20 protein-coding genes are annotated in these 21798 nt (G+C 61.2%); 11 read left to right on the top strand and 9 right to left on the bottom strand.

The annotated features are described in order from the left end of the window. Positions 1-29 precede the first annotated feature (29 nt). The 6 genes from J5Y17_RS07770 to J5Y17_RS07745 all read right to left on the bottom strand — a co-directional run bounded on the left by J5Y17_RS07770 (position 30) and on the right by J5Y17_RS07745 (position 6307). Positions 30-872 carry a fumarylacetoacetate hydrolase family protein gene (locus J5Y17_RS07770; RefSeq protein WP_219784668.1) on the bottom strand — a complete coding sequence of 281 codons (843 nt, stop codon included), beginning with the start codon at positions 870-872 and terminating at the stop codon, positions 30-32. A gap of 3 nt (positions 873-875) precedes the next feature. Beyond that, the gene (locus J5Y17_RS07765; protein ID WP_219784667.1) at positions 876-2381 is read right to left on the bottom strand and encodes a bifunctional 3-(3-hydroxy-phenyl)propionate/3-hydroxycinnamic acid hydroxylase; all 1506 of its coding nucleotides are present in this window, start codon (positions 2379-2381) and stop codon (positions 876-878) included. Then, positions 2382-3374, bottom strand: a complete 993-nt coding sequence (locus tag J5Y17_RS07760; protein WP_219784666.1) for a VOC family protein — start codon at positions 3372-3374, stop codon at positions 2382-2384. It lies immediately after the preceding gene. 119 nt (positions 3375-3493) lie between these two features. Continuing rightward, positions 3494-4501 carry a TRAP transporter substrate-binding protein gene (locus J5Y17_RS07755; protein ID WP_219784665.1) on the bottom strand — a complete coding sequence of 336 codons (1008 nt, stop codon included), beginning with the start codon at positions 4499-4501 and terminating at the stop codon, positions 3494-3496. Between the two features lie 19 nt (positions 4502-4520). Beyond that, the gene (locus J5Y17_RS07750; protein WP_219784664.1) at positions 4521-5822 is read right to left on the bottom strand and encodes a TRAP transporter large permease; all 1302 of its coding nucleotides are present in this window, start codon (positions 5820-5822) and stop codon (positions 4521-4523) included. Further along, the gene (locus J5Y17_RS07745) at positions 5819-6307 is read right to left on the bottom strand and encodes a TRAP transporter small permease (protein WP_219784663.1); all 489 of its coding nucleotides are present in this window, start codon (positions 6305-6307) and stop codon (positions 5819-5821) included. The genes J5Y17_RS07750 and J5Y17_RS07745 overlap by 4 nt, the downstream gene beginning before the upstream one ends. A gap of 412 nt (positions 6308-6719) precedes the next feature. On the opposite strand from J5Y17_RS07745, the gene J5Y17_RS07740 reads away from it, so the two are divergent. The 10 genes from J5Y17_RS07740 to allE all read left to right on the top strand — a co-directional run bounded on the left by J5Y17_RS07740 (position 6720) and on the right by allE (position 16720). Next, positions 6720-8363, top strand: coding sequence for a thiamine pyrophosphate-binding protein (locus J5Y17_RS07740; protein WP_219784662.1), 1644 nt, complete (start codon positions 6720-6722; stop codon positions 8361-8363). Positions 8364-8471: 108 nt separating this feature from the next. Beyond that, positions 8472-9503: an ABC transporter substrate-binding protein gene (locus J5Y17_RS07735; protein WP_219784842.1), complete on the top strand. Its 1032-nt coding sequence runs from the start codon at positions 8472-8474 to the stop codon at positions 9501-9503. A gap of 3 nt (positions 9504-9506) precedes the next feature. After that, entirely contained in the window at positions 9507-10574 is a 1068-nt protein-coding gene (locus J5Y17_RS07730; RefSeq protein WP_219784661.1) for an ABC transporter ATP-binding protein, read from the top strand. After that, positions 10571-11428: an ABC transporter permease gene (locus tag J5Y17_RS07725; protein WP_255571959.1), complete on the top strand. Its 858-nt coding sequence runs from the start codon at positions 10571-10573 to the stop codon at positions 11426-11428. The genes J5Y17_RS07730 and J5Y17_RS07725 overlap by 4 nt, the downstream gene beginning before the upstream one ends. Beyond that, positions 11425-12237, top strand: a complete 813-nt coding sequence (locus J5Y17_RS07720; RefSeq protein WP_219784660.1) for an ABC transporter permease — start codon at positions 11425-11427, stop codon at positions 12235-12237. Before J5Y17_RS07725 ends, J5Y17_RS07720 begins: the two co-directional genes overlap by 4 nt. Positions 12238-12270: 33 nt before the next feature. Continuing rightward, positions 12271-13008 (top strand): aspartate/glutamate racemase family protein, encoded by a 738-nt coding sequence (locus J5Y17_RS07715; RefSeq protein ID WP_255571958.1) that lies wholly within the window; start codon positions 12271-12273, stop codon positions 13006-13008. Further along, positions 13005-13910 (top strand): polysaccharide deacetylase family protein, encoded by a 906-nt coding sequence (locus J5Y17_RS07710; protein WP_219784659.1) that lies wholly within the window; start codon positions 13005-13007, stop codon positions 13908-13910. The genes J5Y17_RS07715 and J5Y17_RS07710 overlap by 4 nt, the downstream gene beginning before the upstream one ends. A 4-nt stretch (positions 13911-13914) precedes the next feature. Beyond that, entirely contained in the window at positions 13915-14853 is a 939-nt protein-coding gene (locus J5Y17_RS07705) for a polysaccharide deacetylase family protein (RefSeq protein WP_219784658.1), read from the top strand. A 2-nt stretch (positions 14854-14855) separates the two neighbouring features. Next, the gene (locus tag J5Y17_RS07700) at positions 14856-15986 is read left to right on the top strand and encodes a M20 family metallopeptidase (protein WP_255571957.1); all 1131 of its coding nucleotides are present in this window, start codon (positions 14856-14858) and stop codon (positions 15984-15986) included. Beyond that, the gene (gene allE / locus J5Y17_RS07695; RefSeq protein WP_219784657.1) at positions 15983-16720 is read left to right on the top strand and encodes a (S)-ureidoglycine aminohydrolase; all 738 of its coding nucleotides are present in this window, start codon (positions 15983-15985) and stop codon (positions 16718-16720) included. Before J5Y17_RS07700 ends, allE begins: the two co-directional genes overlap by 4 nt. A gap of 5 nt (positions 16721-16725) precedes the next feature. On the opposite strand, the gene J5Y17_RS07690 is transcribed toward allE, so the two are convergent. After that, positions 16726-17646 (bottom strand): LysR family transcriptional regulator, encoded by a 921-nt coding sequence (locus J5Y17_RS07690; protein ID WP_219784656.1) that lies wholly within the window; start codon positions 17644-17646, stop codon positions 16726-16728. Positions 17647-17694: 48 nt separating this feature from the next. On the opposite strand from J5Y17_RS07690, the gene J5Y17_RS07685 reads away from it, so the two are divergent. Then, complete coding sequence (locus tag J5Y17_RS07685; RefSeq protein ID WP_219784655.1) at positions 17695-19110, top strand: FAD-binding oxidoreductase; 1416 nt, start codon at positions 17695-17697, stop codon at positions 19108-19110. Between the two features lie 118 nt (positions 19111-19228). On the opposite strand, the gene J5Y17_RS07680 is transcribed toward J5Y17_RS07685, so the two are convergent. Continuing rightward, on the bottom strand, positions 19229-20245 hold the full coding sequence (locus J5Y17_RS07680; protein ID WP_219784654.1) for an ABC transporter permease: 1017 nt from the start codon (positions 20243-20245) through the stop codon (positions 19229-19231). After that, on the bottom strand, positions 20242-21744 hold the full coding sequence (locus J5Y17_RS07675) for a sugar ABC transporter ATP-binding protein (protein ID WP_219784653.1): 1503 nt from the start codon (positions 21742-21744) through the stop codon (positions 20242-20244). Before J5Y17_RS07675 ends, J5Y17_RS07680 begins: the two co-directional genes overlap by 4 nt. Positions 21745-21798: the final 54 nt, after the last annotated feature.

The following is a 21798-nucleotide window of genomic DNA, read 5'->3' as shown; positions in this document are numbered from 1 at the left end:
CACACCACGCCTCTGCACCAGATCGAAGCTCAGACTTCCGCCTTCACCGGGTTCGACAGGATGCCAACGCCCGACACTTCGACCTCGCAGACATCGCCGTCTTTCATGAATAGCGGCGGGGTGCGGCGCGCGCCGACGCCACCCGGCGTGCCGGAGACGATCACGTCGCCGGGCAACAAGGGCAGGATGGTCGAGCAATAGGAGATCAGACGCGGGATCGAACAGACGAGCATGTCGAGCGTGGTGTCCTGCACCGTCTCGCCATTGAGGCGCGTTTGCAGGCGCATCTTGGTGTGATCCTCAATCTCGTCGGCGGTGGTCATCCACGGGCCGAAGGCACCGGTGCCGGCAAAGGTCTTGCCCGGCATGAACTGATGCGTGTGCTTCTGCCAGTCGCGCACGGAGCCGTCGTTATAGGGCGCATAGCCCGCGACATAGTCCATCGCGTCCGCTTCCGAGATACGGCGGCCTTCCTTGCCGATGATCACGGCGACCTCGCCCTCATAGTCGAACATGTCGGATTCGAGCGGCTTGATCAGCGCCTCATTGTGACCGATCTGCGAGCCTTGGTAACGCGCGAAGAGCACCGGGTTCGGGGTCTCTTCGCGGCCGGTCTCTTTGATATGCGCGTGATAGTTCAGGCCGACACAGATGATCTTGTCTGGGTTGGTGATGACCGGTTCGTGATTGACGTCGTCAAAGGCGTAATCGGCCTCGGCGGAGACGAATTTCTCGGCAGAGGCCAGATCCTCCGTCGTCAGAAAATCGCGAAGCGTCGGTGCGTCAAAGCGTTTGCCGAGATCGACGATACCAGCGTCCGTGACGAGCCCGTAGGAGGACACGCCGTCTTTGGTGAAAGAGCAAAGTTTCATGGGTTAAGCCATTTCCGGTTGTTGCGTTTCAGAAGAGGGTTCAAGCGGGTTGGGAAGGATGAGGGCAATGAGCGTCTCAAGCTCCGCTTTTGTGTCGGCCCCGCCCAAGGTGTGACGGTCGGGGCGCAGAACGGTGGCCTTCGCACCGAGACGGGCGAGGTGTTCGGCGGCGTTGGAATTCTCAGTCGTCACGAGACCCACGCCTTTCGGAAGCGCGAGACCTCCGGCCAGCTCGGTCTCGGCCACGACGACGAAAGCATGCGGGAAGACATCGTCCATGCGGCTCCCATCCGACATGCGCGGCTGACCGAACAGACGCCCAGCCTTGTCGCCGATACCCAGCCCCGGCCCGATCGGCGGCGCGATGCTTTCCATGCGTGCCGAGCCATCGGCGGAGGGCAGGGCGGCGCGCAGCGCCTCCTCGGTGCCGACCGTGTTGATCAGCCCGCCCAGCCGCACGGCGGTTTTGATGTATTCTGCGGCATTGGGTTTGCGCTCGCTTTCATAGGTGTCGAGCAGCGCCTCCGCCGCATCGCCCGTGACCAGACCTTTGCAGATCAGCGCGAGTTTCCAATAGAGATTCACCACATCGCGGGTGCCCGCGCACATGCCCTGCCCCATAAAGGGCGGGGTCTGGTGGCACGCATCGCCCGCCAGCAAAAGGCGCCCCTCGCGCCAGTCTGCGGCGACGAGCGAATGGAAGGTGTAAACGGCGGTGCGTTCCAGTTCAGCCTCTTCGGGTTTGAGCCAATCGGACAGCAATTCCCAGACGCGTTCCGGCTTGGCGATCTCGTGGCTGGCCTCCTCGGGTAGCACGGTGATCTCCCACCGCCGCCGCATCCCCGGCGTGCGCACATAGGTCGCGGGACGTTCCGGTACGCAATATTGGATCGAATGATCGCCCAGTTCCGGCTTGTCCTCATTGAGGATCACATCGACCACGAGCCAGCGTTCGTGAAACCCGTAATCCTCCATGTCGCTCTCGATGTAGCGGCGCACGAGAGAGCGCGCGCCATCGCAGCCGACGACGTAGTTGGCGGTGACGTGATGCACCTTGCCCTTGGTCATATCCTCGTAGCGTAGCGCGACCTTGTCGCCCTGATCGTCGATGTTGAACACTTCACAGCGCGACCGCACGGTCACGTCGGAGCGCTCCGCCATATGGTTGCGCAAAAGCTCTTCAAGATCGGGCTGATGGAAGCGGTAGTTGGCGTTCCAGGCCTGCGGTCCTTCGCCTTGCGGACGCGGCCAATCGAGGAGCATCTTGCCGTCCCGGTCGACGAATTGCATGCCGGGGTGACGATGGGTTTTGGGCGCCATCTCGTCCGCGATGCCGATCCATTGAAAGGCGCGCATGACTTCGGCGTCGAAATGCACCGCGCGCGGCAGGTGGTAATGTGCGCTCTCGCGTTCCAGCACGAGGGTTTTCACCCCGCAGGCCCCCAAGAGATGCGCCAGCGTGGCGCCCGCAGGACCGTAGCCCACGATGACGACGTCAAAATGCTCCATTTATGTTCTCCCTGCTGCATTCTTTTTGGCAAGCTCGCCGTAAAGCCACGGACACTCCGCGACCGGCGGGCTGCGGCGACCGCGTTCGGCGGCATCCAAGCGCATGTCGCGCAAACGTTTGCGCCCTTGGTCTTCTTCGAGATAAAGCCGCTCGTGGCCCCAGAAGCTCGGCCCGTCATGGGTCTGATGCGGCTCCCATGTTTCCGGGTCGATCAACCGCCCGCCCCAGCCGTTTTCGACAAAAAAGCCCGACGGCGAATGGGCGTAATAGGACGTCATGTAATCGTTGGTGTGCCGCCCGAGCGTATAGGCGACGCGGCCCTCGTCCATCTGGGCGAGGTCATAGCCCTGGCCCAGATCGTCGAGGTTCTGAAACTCGACCATGAAGTGATGGAACCCGAGCTGACCGGAGCCGACCATGGCAAAGCTGTGGTGCCGGTCGTTCAGGTGGAAGAAATAGAGGCCGTAGGGTTCGAGACCGTAATCGGATACGTGAAAGTCCAAGAGGTCGCGGTAAAACGGCATCATCACGTCGATGTCTTTGACGTGCAAAACCGCGTGACCCATGCCCAGAGGGCCGGTGTTGAACCCATCAATCGGACGGCCCGGCACGAAGGGATCAGAGGCGATCATCGGGTTGTAGAAAAGCTCGACGCGGTTGCCGCCCGGGTCTTCGAACCAGATCAGCCCCTCGACAAAGCGCCGGTCGCACAGCTCTTTGGACCCCAGCGTGACCTTGACGCCTGCTGCGTCCAAACGCCCGGCGTAGAGTTGCAGATCGTCTTTCGCGGCTACTTCAAAGCCCAGAAACGCCAGCGTTTCGCCGGGTTCATCGGACACCAGAAGCCGCTGCACCTTGTCGTCCATGCGGAAGGCAACGGCCTTGCCGCCGCGGTCGATTTTCTGCATGCCCAAAAGCTTGCCGGCAAAATCGGACCAGTCGTCGAGCTTGTCGGAGCGCACACCGAGATAGCCCAGAGCAATGATCGCCATGGTTGTCTCCATTGGTTGAATTCGGAATGCCTCAGTTTAAACGGCCAGCGCACTGACCCCGAGGCGGGATCCCTGTCCGTCCGAAGAGCGGACAAGGCCAGTGGTGAAAGGGGGGAGGGTTACTGTCCCGCCACCTCATGCGCCCGGTCCAAGGCCGCCTGCGCCGCCGCCGGGTCGGGTTGATCGGAGACCCAAAGCTGAGGCGCGGTTGCAAAGGCCTCGGCCCAAGTGTCCATGCCGGCCTCATCCGGGTCGATAAAGGTCACCTCGCCCTCAGCGCGAAACGCCGCTTCGATTTCCGCATCGGTCTCATCGACGATGGAGGCGATCCATTCGGCGGTGGCACGCCCTGACATCTCGTCGATCACCGCCTTGTCCGCGTCAGACAGTCCGTCATAGGTGCGTTTGTTCATAAGGATGGACATGGGCGAGGACATGAAGCCCGTGGTCGAGATGTTCGGCGCGACCTCGTTGAGGCGGAAGGTGCGGTAGGCGTCCATCACCCAGACGGCGCCGGAGACGACACCACGCTCAAGGTTCTCGTAAACTTGCGGGGCAGGGATGCCGACACCGGAGGCACCCACCATGTCGAAGAGTTCCGAGCCGAATTTCGACGGCGAGCGCAGTTTCAACCCGTCGAGATCGGCGGGCGTCTCTGCGGCTTTGTCGGTCATGAAAAACCGGTAGGCGGGCGTGGTGAAGAGCGCGATCACCTTGTAGTCTTCATATTCCGCATCAAGCGCGCCATCCTCGGCCAGCGTGTTGAGAATATCGGCGCCGGTTGTGCTTGTGTCGACCAGACCCGGCAGTTCGACCACACCCGTCAGAGGGAAAAGGCCCGGCGTGTAGTTCGGCACCACCAGCGCGATGTCGGCGACACCGGCCTTGACCAATTCGGCCTGCGCGGGCGGCGCGCCGAGGATGGAGCCGGGATAGAGCTTCAGACTGGTCTTGTCTGAGAGATTCGCGTTCAGCTCGTCGATCCAGGGTTGCAGGATTTTCGCGGAGTAGAACCCCTGCGCCGGTTCGAAAGACGAGACGCGCAGCTCGCGGGCCTCGGAGGCGGCGGTCAGCGCCGTCGTCATAGCCAAGGCCACAGCGGTGGATTTCAGCAGTCGGTTGAACATGGTTTCCTCCCTTATGTTCTTAAAAGGCGTTGTAGGGCAGCCAGATCACGATGGCCGGAAGCGCGATGATGATGGCGACGCGGATGAAATCGGCGATCACGAAAGGCGTCGCGCCCTTCCAAAGCTCGGTGAGTTTTACGTCGGCCTGCACGGTCTTGAGGACAAAGAGGTTCATGCCCACGGGCGGCGTGATCAGCCCCATTTCCACGACCATCACCGCGAAGATACCGAACCAGACAAGGTCGATCCCGGCGGCCTGTGCGATGGGCACAAAGAGCGGCACGGTCAGCAAAAGCATGGCGAGACTGTCCATCAGCGTGCCAAGAGCCAGATAGATCACCAGCATCAGAAGGATCACCAACATGGGTTGATCGAGGATGCCGGAGAACATGCCGGTCAATGAGAACGGAAGGCCGGAAAGCGCCAGAAAGAAGTTGAACAGGTTTGCGCCGATCAGCACGAGATAGAGCGCGCCACAGGTCATCGCCGTGTCCATCAGCGCCGACATCATCCCTGAAAGCGACAGGCGCCGCGACAGGAAGCCGTAGAGCAGCACGACAAAGGCCCCGATGGCGGCGGTCTCATTGGCGGTGAAGACGCCAGTATAGAGCCCGCCCATGATCAGGCCGAAAATTCCGACGGGAGGCAAAAGCTCCTTGAGCGCTGCGTTGCGTTCCTGCGCGGTCGCGCGGTCGCGTTGCGGCGCGGTGGACCAGCCGAACCAGATCGGCACCCAGATCGCCATGCAATAGAGCAGCACGGCGAGGAAGATCGGACCAGCGGTGGCCAAAAGCAGATCGCGAATGGATTGCTCCGCGATGAAGGCGTAGATCACCAAAACCGTCGAAGGCGGGATCAGGATGCCCAGCGTGCCACCGGCGGCGACTGACCCTGCGGAGAGCGAGCGTGAATAGCCCGCCTCTTGCATCTCCGGCATGGCGATCCGGCCCATGGTGGCGGTGGTCGCCAGAGAAGACCCGGAAATCATGCCAAAGCCCGCAGAGGCGCCGATGGTGGCCAAAGCCAGCCCGCCACGGCGATGACCGATCAGTACCGACATAGATTGATAGAGCCGCGAGGACAGACCCGAACGCGCCGCGATATTGCCCATGAGCACAAAGAGCGGCAGCATGGTCAAAGTGTAGTTCGTCAGGCTGTCCCAGGTGGTTGTGGCCCCGATGGCCATAGAGCCGTCAAAGCCGATGATCAGCGCGGACCCAAGGATGCCGACAAGGCCCAAGGCAACCGCCACCGGCACTTCGAGAAAGATCATGACGATGGCCGCAGCAAAGCCGAGGCCGCCCAAAAGAAGTCCGCTCATCCCCAATCCCTCTCATTGCGCAGCGCAAAGCGCAGCCCGGCCAGTGCTGCGACCAGACTGGCCGCCAAGGCCAATGCGACAATCGTGATCAACACCGGAATCGGCAGGCCGAGATCCGCGGTGGTTTCCGGCGATCCGAGTTTCTCAATCGCATTTTCGGCGACGATCCAGACCAGAATCGCCGCGAAAACGGCGGAGGCCAGCGCGCCAACCAGTCCCAGCGGGTAGGTGAAGCGATTGGGGGATAGTTCGGACAAAAGTTTCGCGGTGACATGGGTGCGCTTGGCGTAGCACACCGGCATCGACAAGAGCGCGCCAAGGCCGATGGAGAGCGAGGTCATTTCAATCGCGCCGGGGATGTTTTTATTGACGATGGCGCGCAGGGCGACATCGCCCACGGTTACGCCCGTGCCAAACAGGAAACAGGCCCCGGCACCCGCCAGGAAACCATGCGATATGAGTGTCTTGAACGTCAGTTGCGGCATGGATGCCATCCTTTCGCAGTCACGGTTCGGGATGATCTCATGCCCGCAATCAAGCAGGTCTGGTGCGTTTTCATTGCGTTCCTCCCAAACGCTTTTGAACCGAAAATAGGGAGCGCGCTGGGCGAAAGGATATGCGGAAGACTGATGTGTCCGCCTGGCGGACATGCGCGGGAGGAGGTGGTCGGCGACAATGAAGAGGCCGGAGGCGCAGAGCCCTTTGGCACAAGGGACTTAGGTCGTTTGTCGGTGGGGCAGCGGCAAAGCGCCGGACAATCGTCTTTGTGGCGTTGCTTTCATAAAGTTCCATTTTGGAACTATTGGCGGGAGTAAAATGAACTTTTTACCATATGTGTTCGGACGTATAGTCGATTCAGAAATCAAATAGACCCATCGAATAGACCAGCGACGAGACATGAGAGATACGGCCACAGACATCAAATTGCACGAGGGATTGGCCAAGGCGCTGAAGACCCATGGTGCCACGCATCTTTACGGTCTCGTCGGAGACGCGAACCTCTTTATGGTCAAGGCCTATATCGATGCCAATATCGGTCGCTATATCGCCTGCACCCATGAAGCAAATGTCGTTTTGGCGGCCATCGGCTATGCTCAGACCACGGGGCAAACCGGTGTTGCGACGATCACGCACGGCCCGGCGCTGACCAATGTGGTGACCGCGCTTGCCGAGGCGGCGCGCGGTGGCATCCCGCTTGTTGTGCTTTGCGGCGACACGGCGCCCGGCGATCTGCAACACCTGCAAAAGATCAATCAAAGAGAAGTTGTGGCAAGCGCAGGCGCCGTGTTTGTCGACATGCGCAGCCCTGCGACAGCTCTCGACGATCTTGATCGGGCCTTCCGCATCGCGGCGCATCGCCGCTGTCCTGTCGTGTTCAACATGCGCGTCGATTTGATGTGGGAAGACCTTCCGGCCCGCGCCTCTACCCCACCGCTGCCGGCCTATGTGGCGGCACCTGCGTCGGGGGAGCTTCTCGAAGAAGCCGCTGGCATGCTGGCCTCCGCCCGCCGTCCTTTGATCCTTGCCGGTCGGGGCGCATGTTCGCCAGAGGCGCGCGACGCCCTTGTCGCGCTGGCCAAGCGGATCGAGGCGCCCTTGGCGACCACGCTCAAAGCGCAGGGCCTGTTCGAGGGCGAGACATTCAACATCGGCATTTGCGGCGGGCTGAGCCATCCGACGGCGACCGATGTGATTATGAAATCTGACTGTATCCTCGCCTTCGGGGCCAGCCTCAGCAAGCACACCACCGAAGAACGCGCCTATACCAACGGCAAGCGTGTCGTCCAAATCCTGCCTGACGCAGAAGAAAACCCGCGCCTCGACACGCCGACCCTGCGATTGATCGGCGATATTGCCGGAACGGCGCGCGCGTTTACGGAGCTTCTGGACCTCGCGGAAATCCCCGGGTCCGGCGCAACGGATGATCTTTTCGAGCCTCTGGCGCAAGAGGCCGAAACATTCGCGCGCATCCCAGATGCCTCTGACGTGGCCCCCGGCTGTGTCGATATGGTTCCGGCCTTGCGCCGCCTACATCAAGCGCTACCCAAGGAGCGCGTGCTCGTCACCGATCTCGGGCGTTTCGTCACCTCCGCGTGGCGCAACCTGCCGGTGACGCGCCCCGCAGATTTGGTCTACACCTCGCATTTCGGCGCTATTGGCTGCGGTCTTGGCGAAACCATTGGTGCCGCGACCGCGGTCACGGATCGTCCGACAGTTTTCGTCGCGGGCGATGGCGGGTTTTCCCTCTCCGGGCTGAGCGAACTCGTCACCCTCGTGCGTGAAAAGGCGGATGTGATCATCATCCTGTGCAACGACGGCAGCTATGGCGCCGAGCATGTTCAGTTCACCAATCGCAATATGGACCCCCAGCTCTCGATGATCGCCCCCATAGACTTTGCGGCGACCTGCGCGACGCTCGGGTTTGCCGCGGTGGGTGTTACCGACGCGGACAGTCTCGACGAGGCTTGTGCCGCAATTGTTAACCGCACCGGTCCCGTTTTGATCGATCTGCACCTCGACCCCGACAACATCGAGATGTAGCTCACCCCAGAATCCCGCTCTCAAAAATGCGGGGATATACGGTCGGCAGCGGTTTCTTCCCCGTGCTGCTGTCGGCCGACAACAAAGAAACCCAACAGGAGACCTCCTATGAGTCTAACGCGACGCAATTTCCTCAAAACCTCCGCCGGGGCCGCCGCCCTTGGCGCCATCGGCCTTCCGGCCTTTGCGCAGTCCGACACCTTCATCGTGAACATGTTTGGCGGTCGCTGGGAAAACGACTGGCGCCAATATGTGATGCCGAAATTCGCTGAGCAGATCGGCAAGGATTTCGATCTCGACATCGGTCTCGGCATGGCTTGGATTTCGAACTTCCGCGCAGCCGGTCCCGAGAATCCGCCGTTCCCGGCCGTGATGCTCAACGAAAAATACACCGCGATGATCCGCAACGACGATTATTTCGAGGAGCTGACCCCGGAACTCGTGCCGAACATGGCCAACGTGATTGATCCTGCGGTTCTCAAAGGCAACACCGCCGTGACCGGCATGCTGGCACCGCTGGTTCTAGCCTATCGCACCGATATGATTTCCGAGCCGCCCAAAGGCTGGGCCGATCTCTGGGACGAACGCTTCCGCGGCCTTCTGGGGCTCTACAAAATCACCAACTCCGCAGCGACCATGATGGCGCTCTGGGCCGGTGAGCACTTTGGTTCCGGTCGCGACGATATCGAAACCGCTGTCGCGAAATTCAAAGAGCTCGGCCCGTTCCCGCAGATCGGTTACTCCGCACAGCTGACGCCGCTTCTGACGCAGGGCCAGATCGCAGTTGCTCCGATCGACCTCGGGGAAATCAAGGCGATGCAGGAACAGGGCGTGCCGATCGACTACGTTGTGCCGGAAGAGGGCATGATGGTGTTCGACCACTCCTTCTCCGTGTTCAAAAACAGCCCCGACAAACAGCTTGGTCTGGACTACGTGAACTTCGTGCTCAGCCCCGAAATTCAGCTTTGGATGGCAGAGAACTGGCTCATCGCGCCGACGAACAAAACCGTCGAGCTGCCTGAAGAGTTGCAAAAATGGCCGCTTCAGCCTGAGGTGGTGTCACAAGCGATCCGGTTCGATTGGGATGAGACCCTGTCCATCATGCCGGCTCTGAACGACCTCTGGGAACGGACGATCTAAGAAATGACGACGGTTGAAGTCAAAAACCTGCGCAAGTCCTACAATGATTTTCTTGCGCTTGATGGTGTCTCTCTCACCGCCGAATCCGGGCAGCTCGTGACGCTGCTCGGCCCCTCCGGCTGTGGCAAAAGCACGACGCTTCGGTGTCTTGCCGGATTTCACGAGCCGAATGGGGGTGACATTCTGGTGGATGGCGAGAGCATCCTCAATGTGCCTTCCAACCGTCGCAAATTCGGCGTGGTCTTTCAGAACTACGCCTTGTTTCCGCACATGACCGTAGCCGAGAACATCGGCTACGGGCTCCGCCTGCAAAAATGTTCGAAGAGCGAGATCGAGACCCGTGTCTTCGATGTGATGAAACTGGTGCGGCTTACCGGCCTCGAAGATCGGCTGCCGCGCGAGATTTCCGGAGGGCAACAGCAACGTGTCGCCTTGGCCCGCGCGCTCGTGCTCAAACCGCGCCTGTTGTTGCTCGACGAGCCTTTGGCCAACCTTGATGCCCGTCTGCGCGACGAAGTGCGTTGGCTCATTCGGGATTTGCAGCAGCAATCCGGCATCACGGCCTTTTACGTTACGCACGACCAATCCGAGGCCATGGCCATGTCGGATATGGTTGCGGTGATGAAAGCGGGACGTGTGGCGCAATTCGCCACCCCGCGTGAGATTTATCAAAAGCCGACCGAACGCTATGTCGCGGATTTCACCGGCGAAGCGAATTTCTTGACCGCCAATAGCGTCAAGCCGATTGGTGAAGGGCGCTACGCGGTGCATGTCGCGGGCGCGGATATCGAGGTGGATGGCGTCCCCGGCTTGCCGGACAGCGCCGCCGCGGAATTGCTTTTGCGCCCCGAGAGCCTGAGCCTTGTGACCACCGGAGAGGCGGCGACTTTTGAGGGTGAGGTGATCAAATGCGCTTTCTTGGGCGCGTCGCTTCACTGTGAGATCGCGCTGCCCGAAGGCGGTCGGCTGAAACTGACCGCGCCGCCGAACCATGCGGTTTCGGTGGGGGATCGGGTCGGCGTTGCCATTGATCTGTCGCATGTCTGGCTGATGCCGGAGGTCGCGCCATGATGCGCTCGAAGAAATTGACCTGGGCGCTGGCTCTGCCAGCGCTGGCTCTCATCTTTATCTTCATGATCTTGCCGATCACGAATATGGTCGAGATGAGCTTTCGCACGCCCGGCAGCTCAGAGCCTTTCGGCGATGACTATACGTTTATGCACTACACCCGTATCTTGGGCGACGGGTACTACTGGGGCGTGCTGTGGCGCTCGCTGTCGACTGCCGGGATCGTAACGCTGCTGTGCCTGATCGTGAGCTATCCGATTGCCTGGCACCTGTCGCGGGCCAAAGGGTTTAAAGCCGTTTTCCTCTACGCCTGTATCGCCTCACCGCTGATGACCGGTGTCTTGGTGCGCAACTTCGGTTGGATGATCGTCGCCGCCCTCAATGGCCCGCTCAACGAGAGCCTTATGGCGCTGGGGATCATCGAACGCCCGTTGCGTCTGCTCTTTACCCAGTCGCTCGTGATCCTCGCCCTTGTGCACGTTTTTGTGCCCTTCATGGTGCTGCCGATCAACAATGCGCTGCGCAACATCCCACAGAGCCTGACCGAAGCCTCTGCCTCGATGGGGGCGAGCCGCTATCAGGTGTTTCGCGACATCATCCTGCCTCTGAGCTTTCCGGGCATCCAGCCCGGCGTGATCCTCGTCTACGTTCTCGCCGTCGCGGCCTATGTGACCCCGGCGCTTCTGGGCGGACAAATGGTCAGCTACATGCCGACTTTGATCATCGGCGAGTTGACCGGAACCTTCCAATGGCCCTTTGGCTCGGCGCTGGCGATTGTCCTGTCGGTCTCAACGGTGCTGATCGTGGTGCTCTTCACGCGCCTCACCTGGAAACTTAACGAGAGGGCGCGCGCATGAGCATGGCTGCGAAAACCTTTGGCGGGCAACGCCACGTGAACCTTGGCTTTGCCGTCCTGATCATCGCGCTCTACGTCTTTCTTCTGGTGCCGGTTGTCACCATCGTGGGCGCCTCCCTGACCAATGGGCTGATGATCGAATTCCCGCCGCAAGGCCTGTCCCTGCGCTGGTATCAGGAATTCTTCGCGCGTCAGGATCTTGTCGATGGTCTTCTGATGTCGCTTCGGATCGGGGCCATCACGGCCGTCGTGACGAGCGCGATCGCGATGATGGCCGCTTTGGCGGGGCAGGCGCTTTCGGGTAAACTGTCGGGCGTGTTCCAGCTGGGCATGACCTTGCCGCTGCTGGTGCCCGAACTGCTCACCGCCGTCGGTTTGCTGTTCTTTCTCTACAAGATCGAACTGGGCAAAACCGTCGCCGGGCTGCAATTCGGCCACATCCTGATGTCCTTTCCCTACGCCTATGTTTCGATCTCGGCTGCGCTGCGGCAGGTGCCGTCTTCGCTGGAAGAGGCCTCCGCCTCTCTGGGCGCTACGGGCTGGCAGACCTTCCGGCTGGTGATCCTTCCGCTGGTCATGCCGGGGTTGGCGATGGGGGCGATCTTTGCCTTTATCAACAGTTTCGATCTCTACACGATCTCGCTTCTGCTCAAACCGCTGGGGGGCAACACCCTGCCACTCGCACTGTTCGACTTCCTGACCTACGAGTTCAAACCCACTGCAGCCGCGGCGGCGACGATCTCGATCATTCTGTCGATTGCAGGCGTGGGCCTCGTTCAAAAACTCGTCGGATTGCAACGCGCGTTCTGATCCGACGCCCATCACTCAAAGAAAGACACCGCCATGGGACACATGCCGGACGCCCCCCGTCTGCTCTATCAACTGGTGAGCCCGCTGCATCAAACCGCAGGGCCACAAGAGGTGCAGCGCCGACTGGAGATGCTCCGGGCCTGGGCCCCTGCCTGCAGGATCGAGATCGCGTCCCCTGAGACTGGTCCTGCCGCTGTCCAATCCGCAGCCGACATCGCACTGGTTTTCCCTGCGTTGCGAGAGGCGGCTGCGGATTGGCAAACAGAGGGCTATGATGCGGTGGTTCTTGGGTGCTTCAGCGATCCCGCGGCCGAGGCCCTGTCGGAAGTCTCCGGCGTGCCTGTGATCGGCCCCGGAGAGGCGGGCATTCTTGCCGCAATCCCCTTGGGCGAGCGTTTTTCTGTGCTCTCCTCTGACCCGACACCACCGGGTCTGCGCCGCCGCATCAGGGGGATCGGGGTTGAGGCCATGTTCGTCTCTGAAATTCTGGTCAGCGGATCGGTGGCGCAACTCGTCGCCGATCCCGACCGCCACATCGCCGATGTTGTGGCCCAAGGTAAGCGCGCTGTTGCGGAGGGCGCTGATGTGCTCGTCCTAGGCTGTCTGGCGATGTCCTTTGCCAAGGGGCTTCCCGAACGGCTGGCCGATGAAGTCGGCGTTCCGGTGATCAATCCCGTCATTTCCGGTCTCCAGGCCGCTCAGGCCGCCGTGGCCTTCCGCCCAGCGGCGACCGTCTCTAATTCAAAGTCTTCACGGAGCATTAAACCATGAGCCAGACCAGCCAAACCGACCCGTCCCGCTACGACAGTTTGGTCGCCGCCGCAGGGTTTCAGGCGCAGAGGCGACTGGATATTCCCGACATCCAGTATCCCGAGGGTGTGAAACTCGCGGTCAACTTCACCCTCGATTTCGACGCGATGCTGCTGCGCCGTCTCCTCAACGAGACTTGGGGCCAAAAGGCCAAGGGCGAATTCGGCGGCCGTGTCGGTATCTGGCGGATCATGGAGATGTTCGACCGCAACGATGTGGGGGTGACGCTGTTCACCCCGGGTCGGATCGCGGAACTTTACCCCGAAGTACTCAAACACGTTGTCGCCAAAGGTCACGAGCTGGCCGACCACATGTGGGAGCACGACGTGCCGAGCGATCCGGCGATTGAAGACGCGCATCTGACCCGCGCCATTGCCGCGCTCGAAGCGATCTCCGGCACGCCTGTCACCGGCACGCGGTCGAGCCATACGCCGAAACTCCTCCGTGAAAAGGGCGTGGTCTACAATTCCTTCACCTCCGCCACCTATCGCCCATTCTATGAATATGACGCGAAGGGCGAAAACCCGATCCTGCAACTGCCGTTCCACTATGCCCTCGATGACGCGATGTATTTCAGCTTTGGCTGGCTTGATACGCCCAATGAGGCGCAGCGGATTATGGATGTCGATGAGGTCTTCGACATCTGGTGGGCGGCCTTCGAGCAGCAGTACAAAGTCGGCGGTTACGTCAATTTCCTGCTGCATCCCTTCGTGTCCGGCCACGCCATGCGGGTTGATATGCTGGAACGTCTCATTCAGCGGATGAAGACCCTGCCGGGCGTCTGGTTCCCGACCTGTGACGCGCTGGCGCAGCACATCATCGCCGCGCATCCCTGTCCTTCGCAATCCCTTTCTCAGGAGTAAGCCCATGCCGTGGAAAGACAATTACACCACCAGCGACGAGATCGGCATCTTCGACGAGGCCATCCAGTGGCCCGCAGGGCAGCAGATGGGGTTCGGCCTCACGCTCAACCTGAACCCGGCTGCAACCGCCAAGGGGATCACTGAGAAAGATATCGCCTATCCGACCTGGCACTTCGGCATGACCGAGGGTCTGACGGCCTTTCTCGACCTTTTTGCGCGCACGGGCGTCAAAGCCACTTTCGCCGTGCCCGCCGTGATCGCGGAGGCCTATCCCGACGCGATGAAACGCATTCTGGACGGCGGTCACGAAATCGCGGCGCAGGGGCTGTTTGGCGAAGATCCCAACACGCTTGAGGCAGGTCAAGAGGCGGCGCATATCGCGCAGGCCACCGACATTCTCACCCGCGTGTGCGGCGATGCGCCGAAAGGCTGGTTCTCCCTGTCCCGTCCGGATGATCGCTTTGCCACCGGTGCCGTCACCGATGAGACGATCTCGCTTTTGAAAGCTCAGGGCTACACGTACTTCGGCAACGGTCTGGCTGATGACGCGCCCTATTGGTGGGTCACGGATGTCGAGAAATCCGAGGCGTTTTTGACGCTGCCGTATTACTACCACTTCGACGACACGTTCTTTTTGATGTTCCCGCGCGCAGGTGTCGGGCTTGAACGCCTCGAACCGCTCAAACGCAACTGGCGGCGGGAGTTTCAGGCGCAATACCGCCGGGGGCGCTACTTCAACATGTGCGTCTCTCCGGCGCGCGCAGGGTGGGGGCATCGCTTCTCCGCGCTTTCCGAGTTCCTCACAGAGGCCGTGAGCCACCCGGGCGTCTGGGCCGAAACCGGAAGCACGCTGGCGGCGCATTGGCAGGCAAACTATCCCTCCAGCGAAACACTCAAACTCGCGCCCTCGATCTGGGTCGATTACGAAGACAGCCTGAGCTGATCATGACGATGCAAAGCGAAGACATTCTTGCGGGCCTCATGGAGTGGGTTCGGATCGACACCCCCACGGGCGATGTTGCGGGCATTTCCCGCCTCGTCGATCTGATCGAAGCACAGCTCACGCCTTTGGGCGCTGAGATCGAGCGTATTTCTGGACGCGACGACATGGGCGATCATCTGATTGCGCGGTTCAAAGGCGGTGATGGCCCCGGTGTTCTGGTGACGAGCCACATCGACACGGTCTGCGCCCCCGGCACGGTTGAGATCCGGCGCGATGGCGACCGTCAATACGGACCCGGCATCGCGGATATGAAAGGCGGCGGCTATCTCGCGCTCAGTGCGATGCGCGACATCGTGGAGAGCGGTGTGGCTCTGCCCGGTCCCGTCACCTTGATCTACAATTCCGACGAGGAAATCGGTTCGCCCACCTCGTATGCGCTTATTCAGGCGGAGGCGCGCAAATGTGGCGCGGCGCTCATTCCTGAACCCGCGCGCGGCGATGAGGCGATCACCTTCCGCAAGGGGCGCGCGAAATACACCCTCGATTTCCATGGTGTCGAAAGCCACGCGGGGTCTGCCTTTGCCGATGGCCGCTCCGCGATCCTGCAACTGGCCCGCACCATCGGTCAGATTGAGGCCATGACGGATCTCGAAACCGAGACCACGGTCAATGTGGGCCGTGTTCGTGGCGGCACCGAGCCCAATGTGGTTGCAGGGCATGCCGCCTGCGATCTCGATGTCCGCTTCGCCGACGATAGCCTCGGCCATGAGATCGAACGCCAGCTTGGAAGCCTGCGCTCCGATGATCCGGATGTGAGTATCCGTCTCTCGGGCGAAATCGAAAAGCCCTGTCTGGCCCGCACGCCCGAGACACTCGCCATGTTCGCCCGCGCGACTGAGATCAACGCCGAGCTTGGCGCGCCGATGATCGAAACCCGTTCCGGGGGCGGCAGCGACGGCAATTTCACCTGTGCAGCCGGGGTTCCGACCCTCGACGGCCTCGGCGCGATCGGCAACAATTGGCATTCGCCGCAAGAACACATCCTCATTTCGCCGTTGGCGCGCCGCATGGCGTTGTTGCGCGGCCTGATCCTGACCTATGCGGGCCAGCGCCCGACCGGAGAGACCCAATGAAACCCAGCTTTGGATACACCCGTTCCGACATCCGCCGCAACCACGCGCTTTTGACTCCCGAGAGCCATGAATGGATCACTCAGCCGGAGTGGCCGGGCGCTGAGATCGCCTTTCTTATCAGCCCGGACATGGGCGCGAAATTCGCGATGGGATTGGTGCGGACGGCGGAAGGTCTAAGTGACATCGCGCCTGCGCCCGCCGGGAACGCACGCTTTCTCTTTGTGCTGGAGGGCGAAGTGGTTCTGTCCGGGAAGGGCACGCTTGGGGCAGAGGGCTATGCCTTTCTGCCACCGCAGGATGGCGCGACATTGAGCGCCTCGGCGGGGGCCTCTTTCGTCTTCTTCGAATGGGTGTTCCTCGCACGCGGGGAGGTGCCTGCACCCGTCCTCGGTTCGGTGGCAGAGGTCGAGGGCACGCCGCTGCGTGGTGACGACTGGCTGATGGTGCAAAAACTGCTCCCGACGGATGCGGGTTTTGACGGCGAATTCAATGTCATGAACTTTCACCCAGGGTCCTCGCTCGCCTATGTCGAGACGCATTTCATGGAGCACGGGCTTTTGATGCTCGATGGCGGCGGCGTCTATCGTCTGGATGATCAATGGTATCCGGTGGGCGCAGGGGACGCGATCTGGATGGGTCCGCATGTGCCGCAATGGTTCGGCGCACTCGGACGCGAGACCTCCCGCTATCTCATCTACAAGAACTACAATCGTTCCCCGCTGGCCAAGAGATGACGGGCTCAGCCGCCGTAATTGTTGAACAGCGTTTTGATCGCGGCGGCGAAGGCGACCGAAGAGGCCGTCGGCGTGCGCCCGGCCATGCGGCAACAGGCGACCGGCGGGCTGTCGAACGGCAGGTCGGTCAGCTCGACAAAGGCGATCTGTTCGCGGCGGATTTGCAGGAAACGGCCGAAGACGATGCCGATGCCCATGCCGCTCTCGACCATTTGCCGCAAGAGGGTGAAGCTGTTGGTGCTCATGACTTCATGCAGGCTCACACCGCTCTGCACCAGGGCGTCCTCGAGCAATTGCCGCATCGGAACGGAGTGGTCGGGGAAAATGATCCGCTCGCCGTCGATATCCGACAGTCGCACAGAGCGCAGCCGCGCGATCGGGTGATTGAGCGAGGTGACCACATAGGTGCGGCGTTTCAGGGTGGCGAGCGTCTCGATCTCTGCCGAGGGCGGGAAGTTGTAGCCCAGGGCGATGTCGATGTCGCCGTCCTGCATCCGGTCGACAATCTCGCGTGTGTTCTCCACATAGATGGAGAATTTAAGGCCGGGATGGTTGTAACTCATATCCCGCAGCAGACCGGGCAAAAGATCGGAAGCCAGCACTTCGTTGACGCCGAGCCTGAGATGTCCGCGCTGCAAGCCTTGCAACTGGTCGATTTCGTCCTGTGCGATGGTCAACTCGTTGATCACCGAGGCGCAGCGGAACAAAAGAATTTCACCCGCTTCGGTCAGCTCAAGTCCGCCGCGGCCACGGTCGCGTCGAAACAGCTCGATGTCGAGAGCGATCTCGAGGTTCTTGATTTGCTTGCTGACCGCGGAGGGCGCAACATGCAGCCTGTCCGCCGCGGCGCGAAAGGACCCAAGCTGGGCCACTTCGATAAAATGCCGCAAACCGGGCAGTCGCCCAAGAATTTTGCTGGGGGGCATAGGGGTCTCCAGAGAACGAACACGTCAGCGTCAAGGAGCGTATCATAGATGGACAGCACCGGCATTCAACAGAACTCTGCGCATCAGGATGCAATTGTCGCTTTGAGTGAAGTCCTTGGTCCCAAGGGGATTTTGACGCGGGCGGAGGATTGTGCGCGCTATGCCACAGATCAATCCGGTCTGGCCGGCACGGCCCCTATGGCCGTGCTGCGTCCGGGCACGACCGAAGAGGTGGGGTCGCTGATGGCCATCTGCAATCGGCATGGTCTTGGGGTGGTGCCGCAGGGCGGGCGCACCGGGCTGTCCGGTGGCGCGAGCTGTCCGCCGAATGTGGTTGTCATCTCGACCGAGCGCCTCAGCGGGATCATTGAGGTCGACGAAGAGGCGATGACCCTGACGACTTGGGCGGGAACGCCGCTTGAGACGGTGCAGGAAGCCGCGCGTGCGGTCGGTCTCGAATATTGCGTCGATATCGGCGCGCGGGGCTCCGCGACCATCGGCGGCACGATTGCCACCAACGCGGGCGGGATCCGCGTGCTCCAGCGCGGCATGACGCGTGACAATGTGTTGGGGCTTGAGGCGGTTCTGGCCGACGGCACCATCATTTCACGTCTTGGCAAAACCGTGAAGGACAACTCGGGCTTTGATCTGAAACATATGTTCATCGGCTCCGAAGGGGTGCTTGGATTTGTGACGCGCGCGGTGCTCAAACTACACCGGCATGTGCCGGGCACGGCGACGGCTCTCTTGGCGCTGCCGGATCATGCGGCGGCTTTGCGCTGCCTCAATGTCACGCGGGAGCGGTTCGGATCGCGCATCGTCGCCTTCGAAGGCATGTGGCCCGACTATTGGGATTTTGTCTGTGACACCGCTGCGCTTGCGGTGTCGCCGCTCGCGGACAAATACGGCTTTTACGTTCTGATCGAGGTCGATTCAGAAACGGGCAGGGCCGAAGAGGAATTCGAAGAGCTGTTCGCAGATTTGTTCGACCGCGAGATCGCCGTGGACGGGGTTCTGGCAAAATCTGTGGCCGAAGCACAGTCGCTTTGGGCCCTGCGCGAGGCGGTGGGCGAGGTGGATGACGCCTTCGGGCATCACATCAACTTCGACATCGGTGTCTCGCCCTCCGCGTTGGGGGCGTTTTGTGAGGCGGCTGACGCGCGACTTGCAACGCTGAAGGAGGCGGGCGGCGTGATCAAGGTTGGTCACATCGGCGACGGCAATGTGCATTTGCTGGTCGCGCATGACGGCAGTACGGCGGCGGAACATCGGATCGAGGCGGAAATTTACGCGTTCTTACGCGACTGGAATGGCGCGGTTACCGCGGAACACGGTATTGGCCGGATCAAGGCGCCTTGGATCGGGTGTAGCCGCAGTCCAGAGGAGCTGGCCATGATGCGGGCGCTGAAAACCCAACTGGACCCGCGCGGCATCCTCAATCCCGGCGCGCTGTTTCTGGATTAGAAATCGGATGAGATTTTGTTCGCAAGTCTCAGATTTGGATTGAGTTTATGGATTATGGAAATAGCCGCGCCACTTTAGGAGTGGCGCGGTTTTTGTGCTTCGTTCATGACACGCGCGGTCACGCGCCGCGCATGATCATCCGGTAGCGCATCTGGTCAAAGATCACCGCAAGGATCAGCAGGCTGCCCAGCAGTACCATCTGCATGTAGGAGCTCACCCGCGCGATGTTCATGCCGTTTTGCACCATGACGATAAAAAACGCGCCCAAGACCACGTTCTGCACCCGCCCGATGCCGCCTCTCAGAGACACGCCCGCGATGACACAGGCGGCGATCGACTCAAGTGCCATGGTGCCACCGAGATTGGCCTCGCCGCTTTCCACGCGGGCGGTCAAAAGCACGCCGGTCAGCGCGGCGATCAGTGAACAGAGCACATAGGCCAGAACCAGCGTCTTCTTGGTGTCGATGGCTGACAAATGCGCCGCCTTGATGTTGCCGCCCACCGCATAGATGCGGGTGCCAAGCGTGGTGCGCGGCATCATCAGCCACATCACGACGATACAGATCACCGCAATGAACACCGGCACGGGCACACCGAACCATTTTCCGAAGCCGAAGGTGTCGCCAAAGGCAATGGGCAGGCCGGAGATCGGGATGCCGCCGGTCATGAAAAGCGCAAGCCCTGCGCCCACTGAGGACACACCCAGCGTCATGATGAAAGGTGAGACCTCGAAATAGGCCACGCCCACGCCGTTGATCAGCCCGACGATCAGCGCGACGCAGCCGCCCGCGAGGATGCCGATGGCGATGATCAGGAACACGCTGTCAAAGACACCTGCGGCCCATGTCATCGACAGGGCGGAGGCCACAGAGGTCAGCGCAATCGCGGTGCCGACCGAAAGGTCGAACCCGCCGGAGACCAGGACCAGCATCTGCCCCAAGGAGACGAGCACCAGATAGACCGACTGGCGCGCGACATTCATCAGGTTCTGCCCGGTCAGGAATTTGTCGGACATAAAGGAGAACACCACCAGCGCAATGCCCAGAAAGAACGGCAACACGCCCACGCGGATGAACAGGGTTTTGATCGGGTTGGCGCGCGGTGTGACCTGCGCCGGTGCGGTTGCATCGCTCATTGGACGGGCTCGCTTTCGGTGAAGAAATATCTCAGGACGGTGTCTTCGCTGGCCTCAGCGCGCGGCAGCTCTGCCGAGACCTGGCCATTGGCGAAGACAAGAATGCGGTGGGACAGGTTGATTGCTTCGGGCAGATCGGAGGAGATCACGACCACCGCCTTGCCCGCTTCGGCCAGAGCCTTGATTTTAAGGTAAAGCGCCGCGCGGGTGCCCATATCGACGCCTACGGTGGGTTCGTCGAAAATATAGACATCGGCCTTCTGGCCAAAGGCCTTGCCGAAGAGCACCTTTTGCTGGTTGCCGCCGGAGAGTTGCGACACACGCCGGGCGCGGTAATCTTCGGGCAGCTCGACCCGCGTGGCGATCTCGGCCACCGTATCACGCACCGTGCGCCAGTCGATCCAGCCGCGTTTGACGGGCGCACCGGAGGTCACGACATTAAGCGCAAGGTTCTCGTTCGAGGTCTTGGCCAGATCCAGCCCCTCGTGTTTGCGATCGGGCGACAGGTAATAGAGACCTGCGCGGATGATCTCGCGCGTTGGCAGTCCGGTGATGTCGTGCCCGTTCAAGTGGACCGTGCCGGAACGTCGGGGGCCAAGCCCCATCATGGCGCGGAAGAACCGCGATTTGCCACAGCCGACCAAGCCCGCCACACCCAGAACCTCGCCTCGGCGCAGGCTGAGCGAAGAGCGGGCCACACCGGGGGTGGCGAGATCCGCGACCTCAAGCACCACATCGCCGGGTTCCGTCGCGATGGTCGGATAGATGTCGGCAATCTGGCGTCCGGTCATCATCTCGACCAAAGCGGCCTCATCGGTGCCCGCCATCTCGACCGTGCCAATCTTGGCCCCGTCGCGCAGCACGGTGATGCGGTCGGCGATGCGTTTGAACTCCTGCATCCGGTGCGAAATATAGATGATGCCAACGCCTTTGGCCTTTTGCCGCTCGATGAAATGGAACAGGTGATCCACCTCGCGTTCGGTCAGGGAGGCGGTGGGTTCATCGAGGATCAGCACCTTCAGATCGCCGTGAAACGCTTTGGAAATCTCCAGCATCTGCTGCTGCGCGCGCGACAGGGTCGAGACCTGCGCGGTGGGGGAGATCGGGAATCCCAGCTCGTCGAAAATTTCCTGCGCCCGGCGGCGCATCTCGGCATGATCGATCAAAATCCCCATGCGCGGCTCCTGTCCGAGAAACATGTTCTCGGCCACGGTGAGCGTGGGGATGAGGGAGAATTCCTGAAACACGGTGTAGACGCCATGCGCCTTGGCGCGGGCCACGGAGTCGAAGGCCACCTCGTGATGATCGAGGTAAATCTTGCCTTCGGAGGGCGTGTTGGCGCCTGCGAGCATGGAGATCAGCGTGGATTTCCCCGCGCCGTTTTCACCAAACAAAACATGCACTTCGCCCGCCATGAGATCAAAATCCACGGCATCGAGGGCACGCACGCCGGGGTAGGTCTTGGTGAGGTTGTGGGTCGTGAGTAGAGGAAGAGTCATGGGGCCTCCTATCGGGTGAGACGGCAAGGCCTCACCCGAGTCTTCGGATCAAAG

Source organism: Celeribacter sp. PS-C1 (assembly GCF_019429625.1).
Classification (GTDB): domain Bacteria; phylum Pseudomonadota; class Alphaproteobacteria; order Rhodobacterales; family Rhodobacteraceae; genus Celeribacter.
This window is presented reverse-complemented; position numbering and strand designations above follow the sequence as displayed.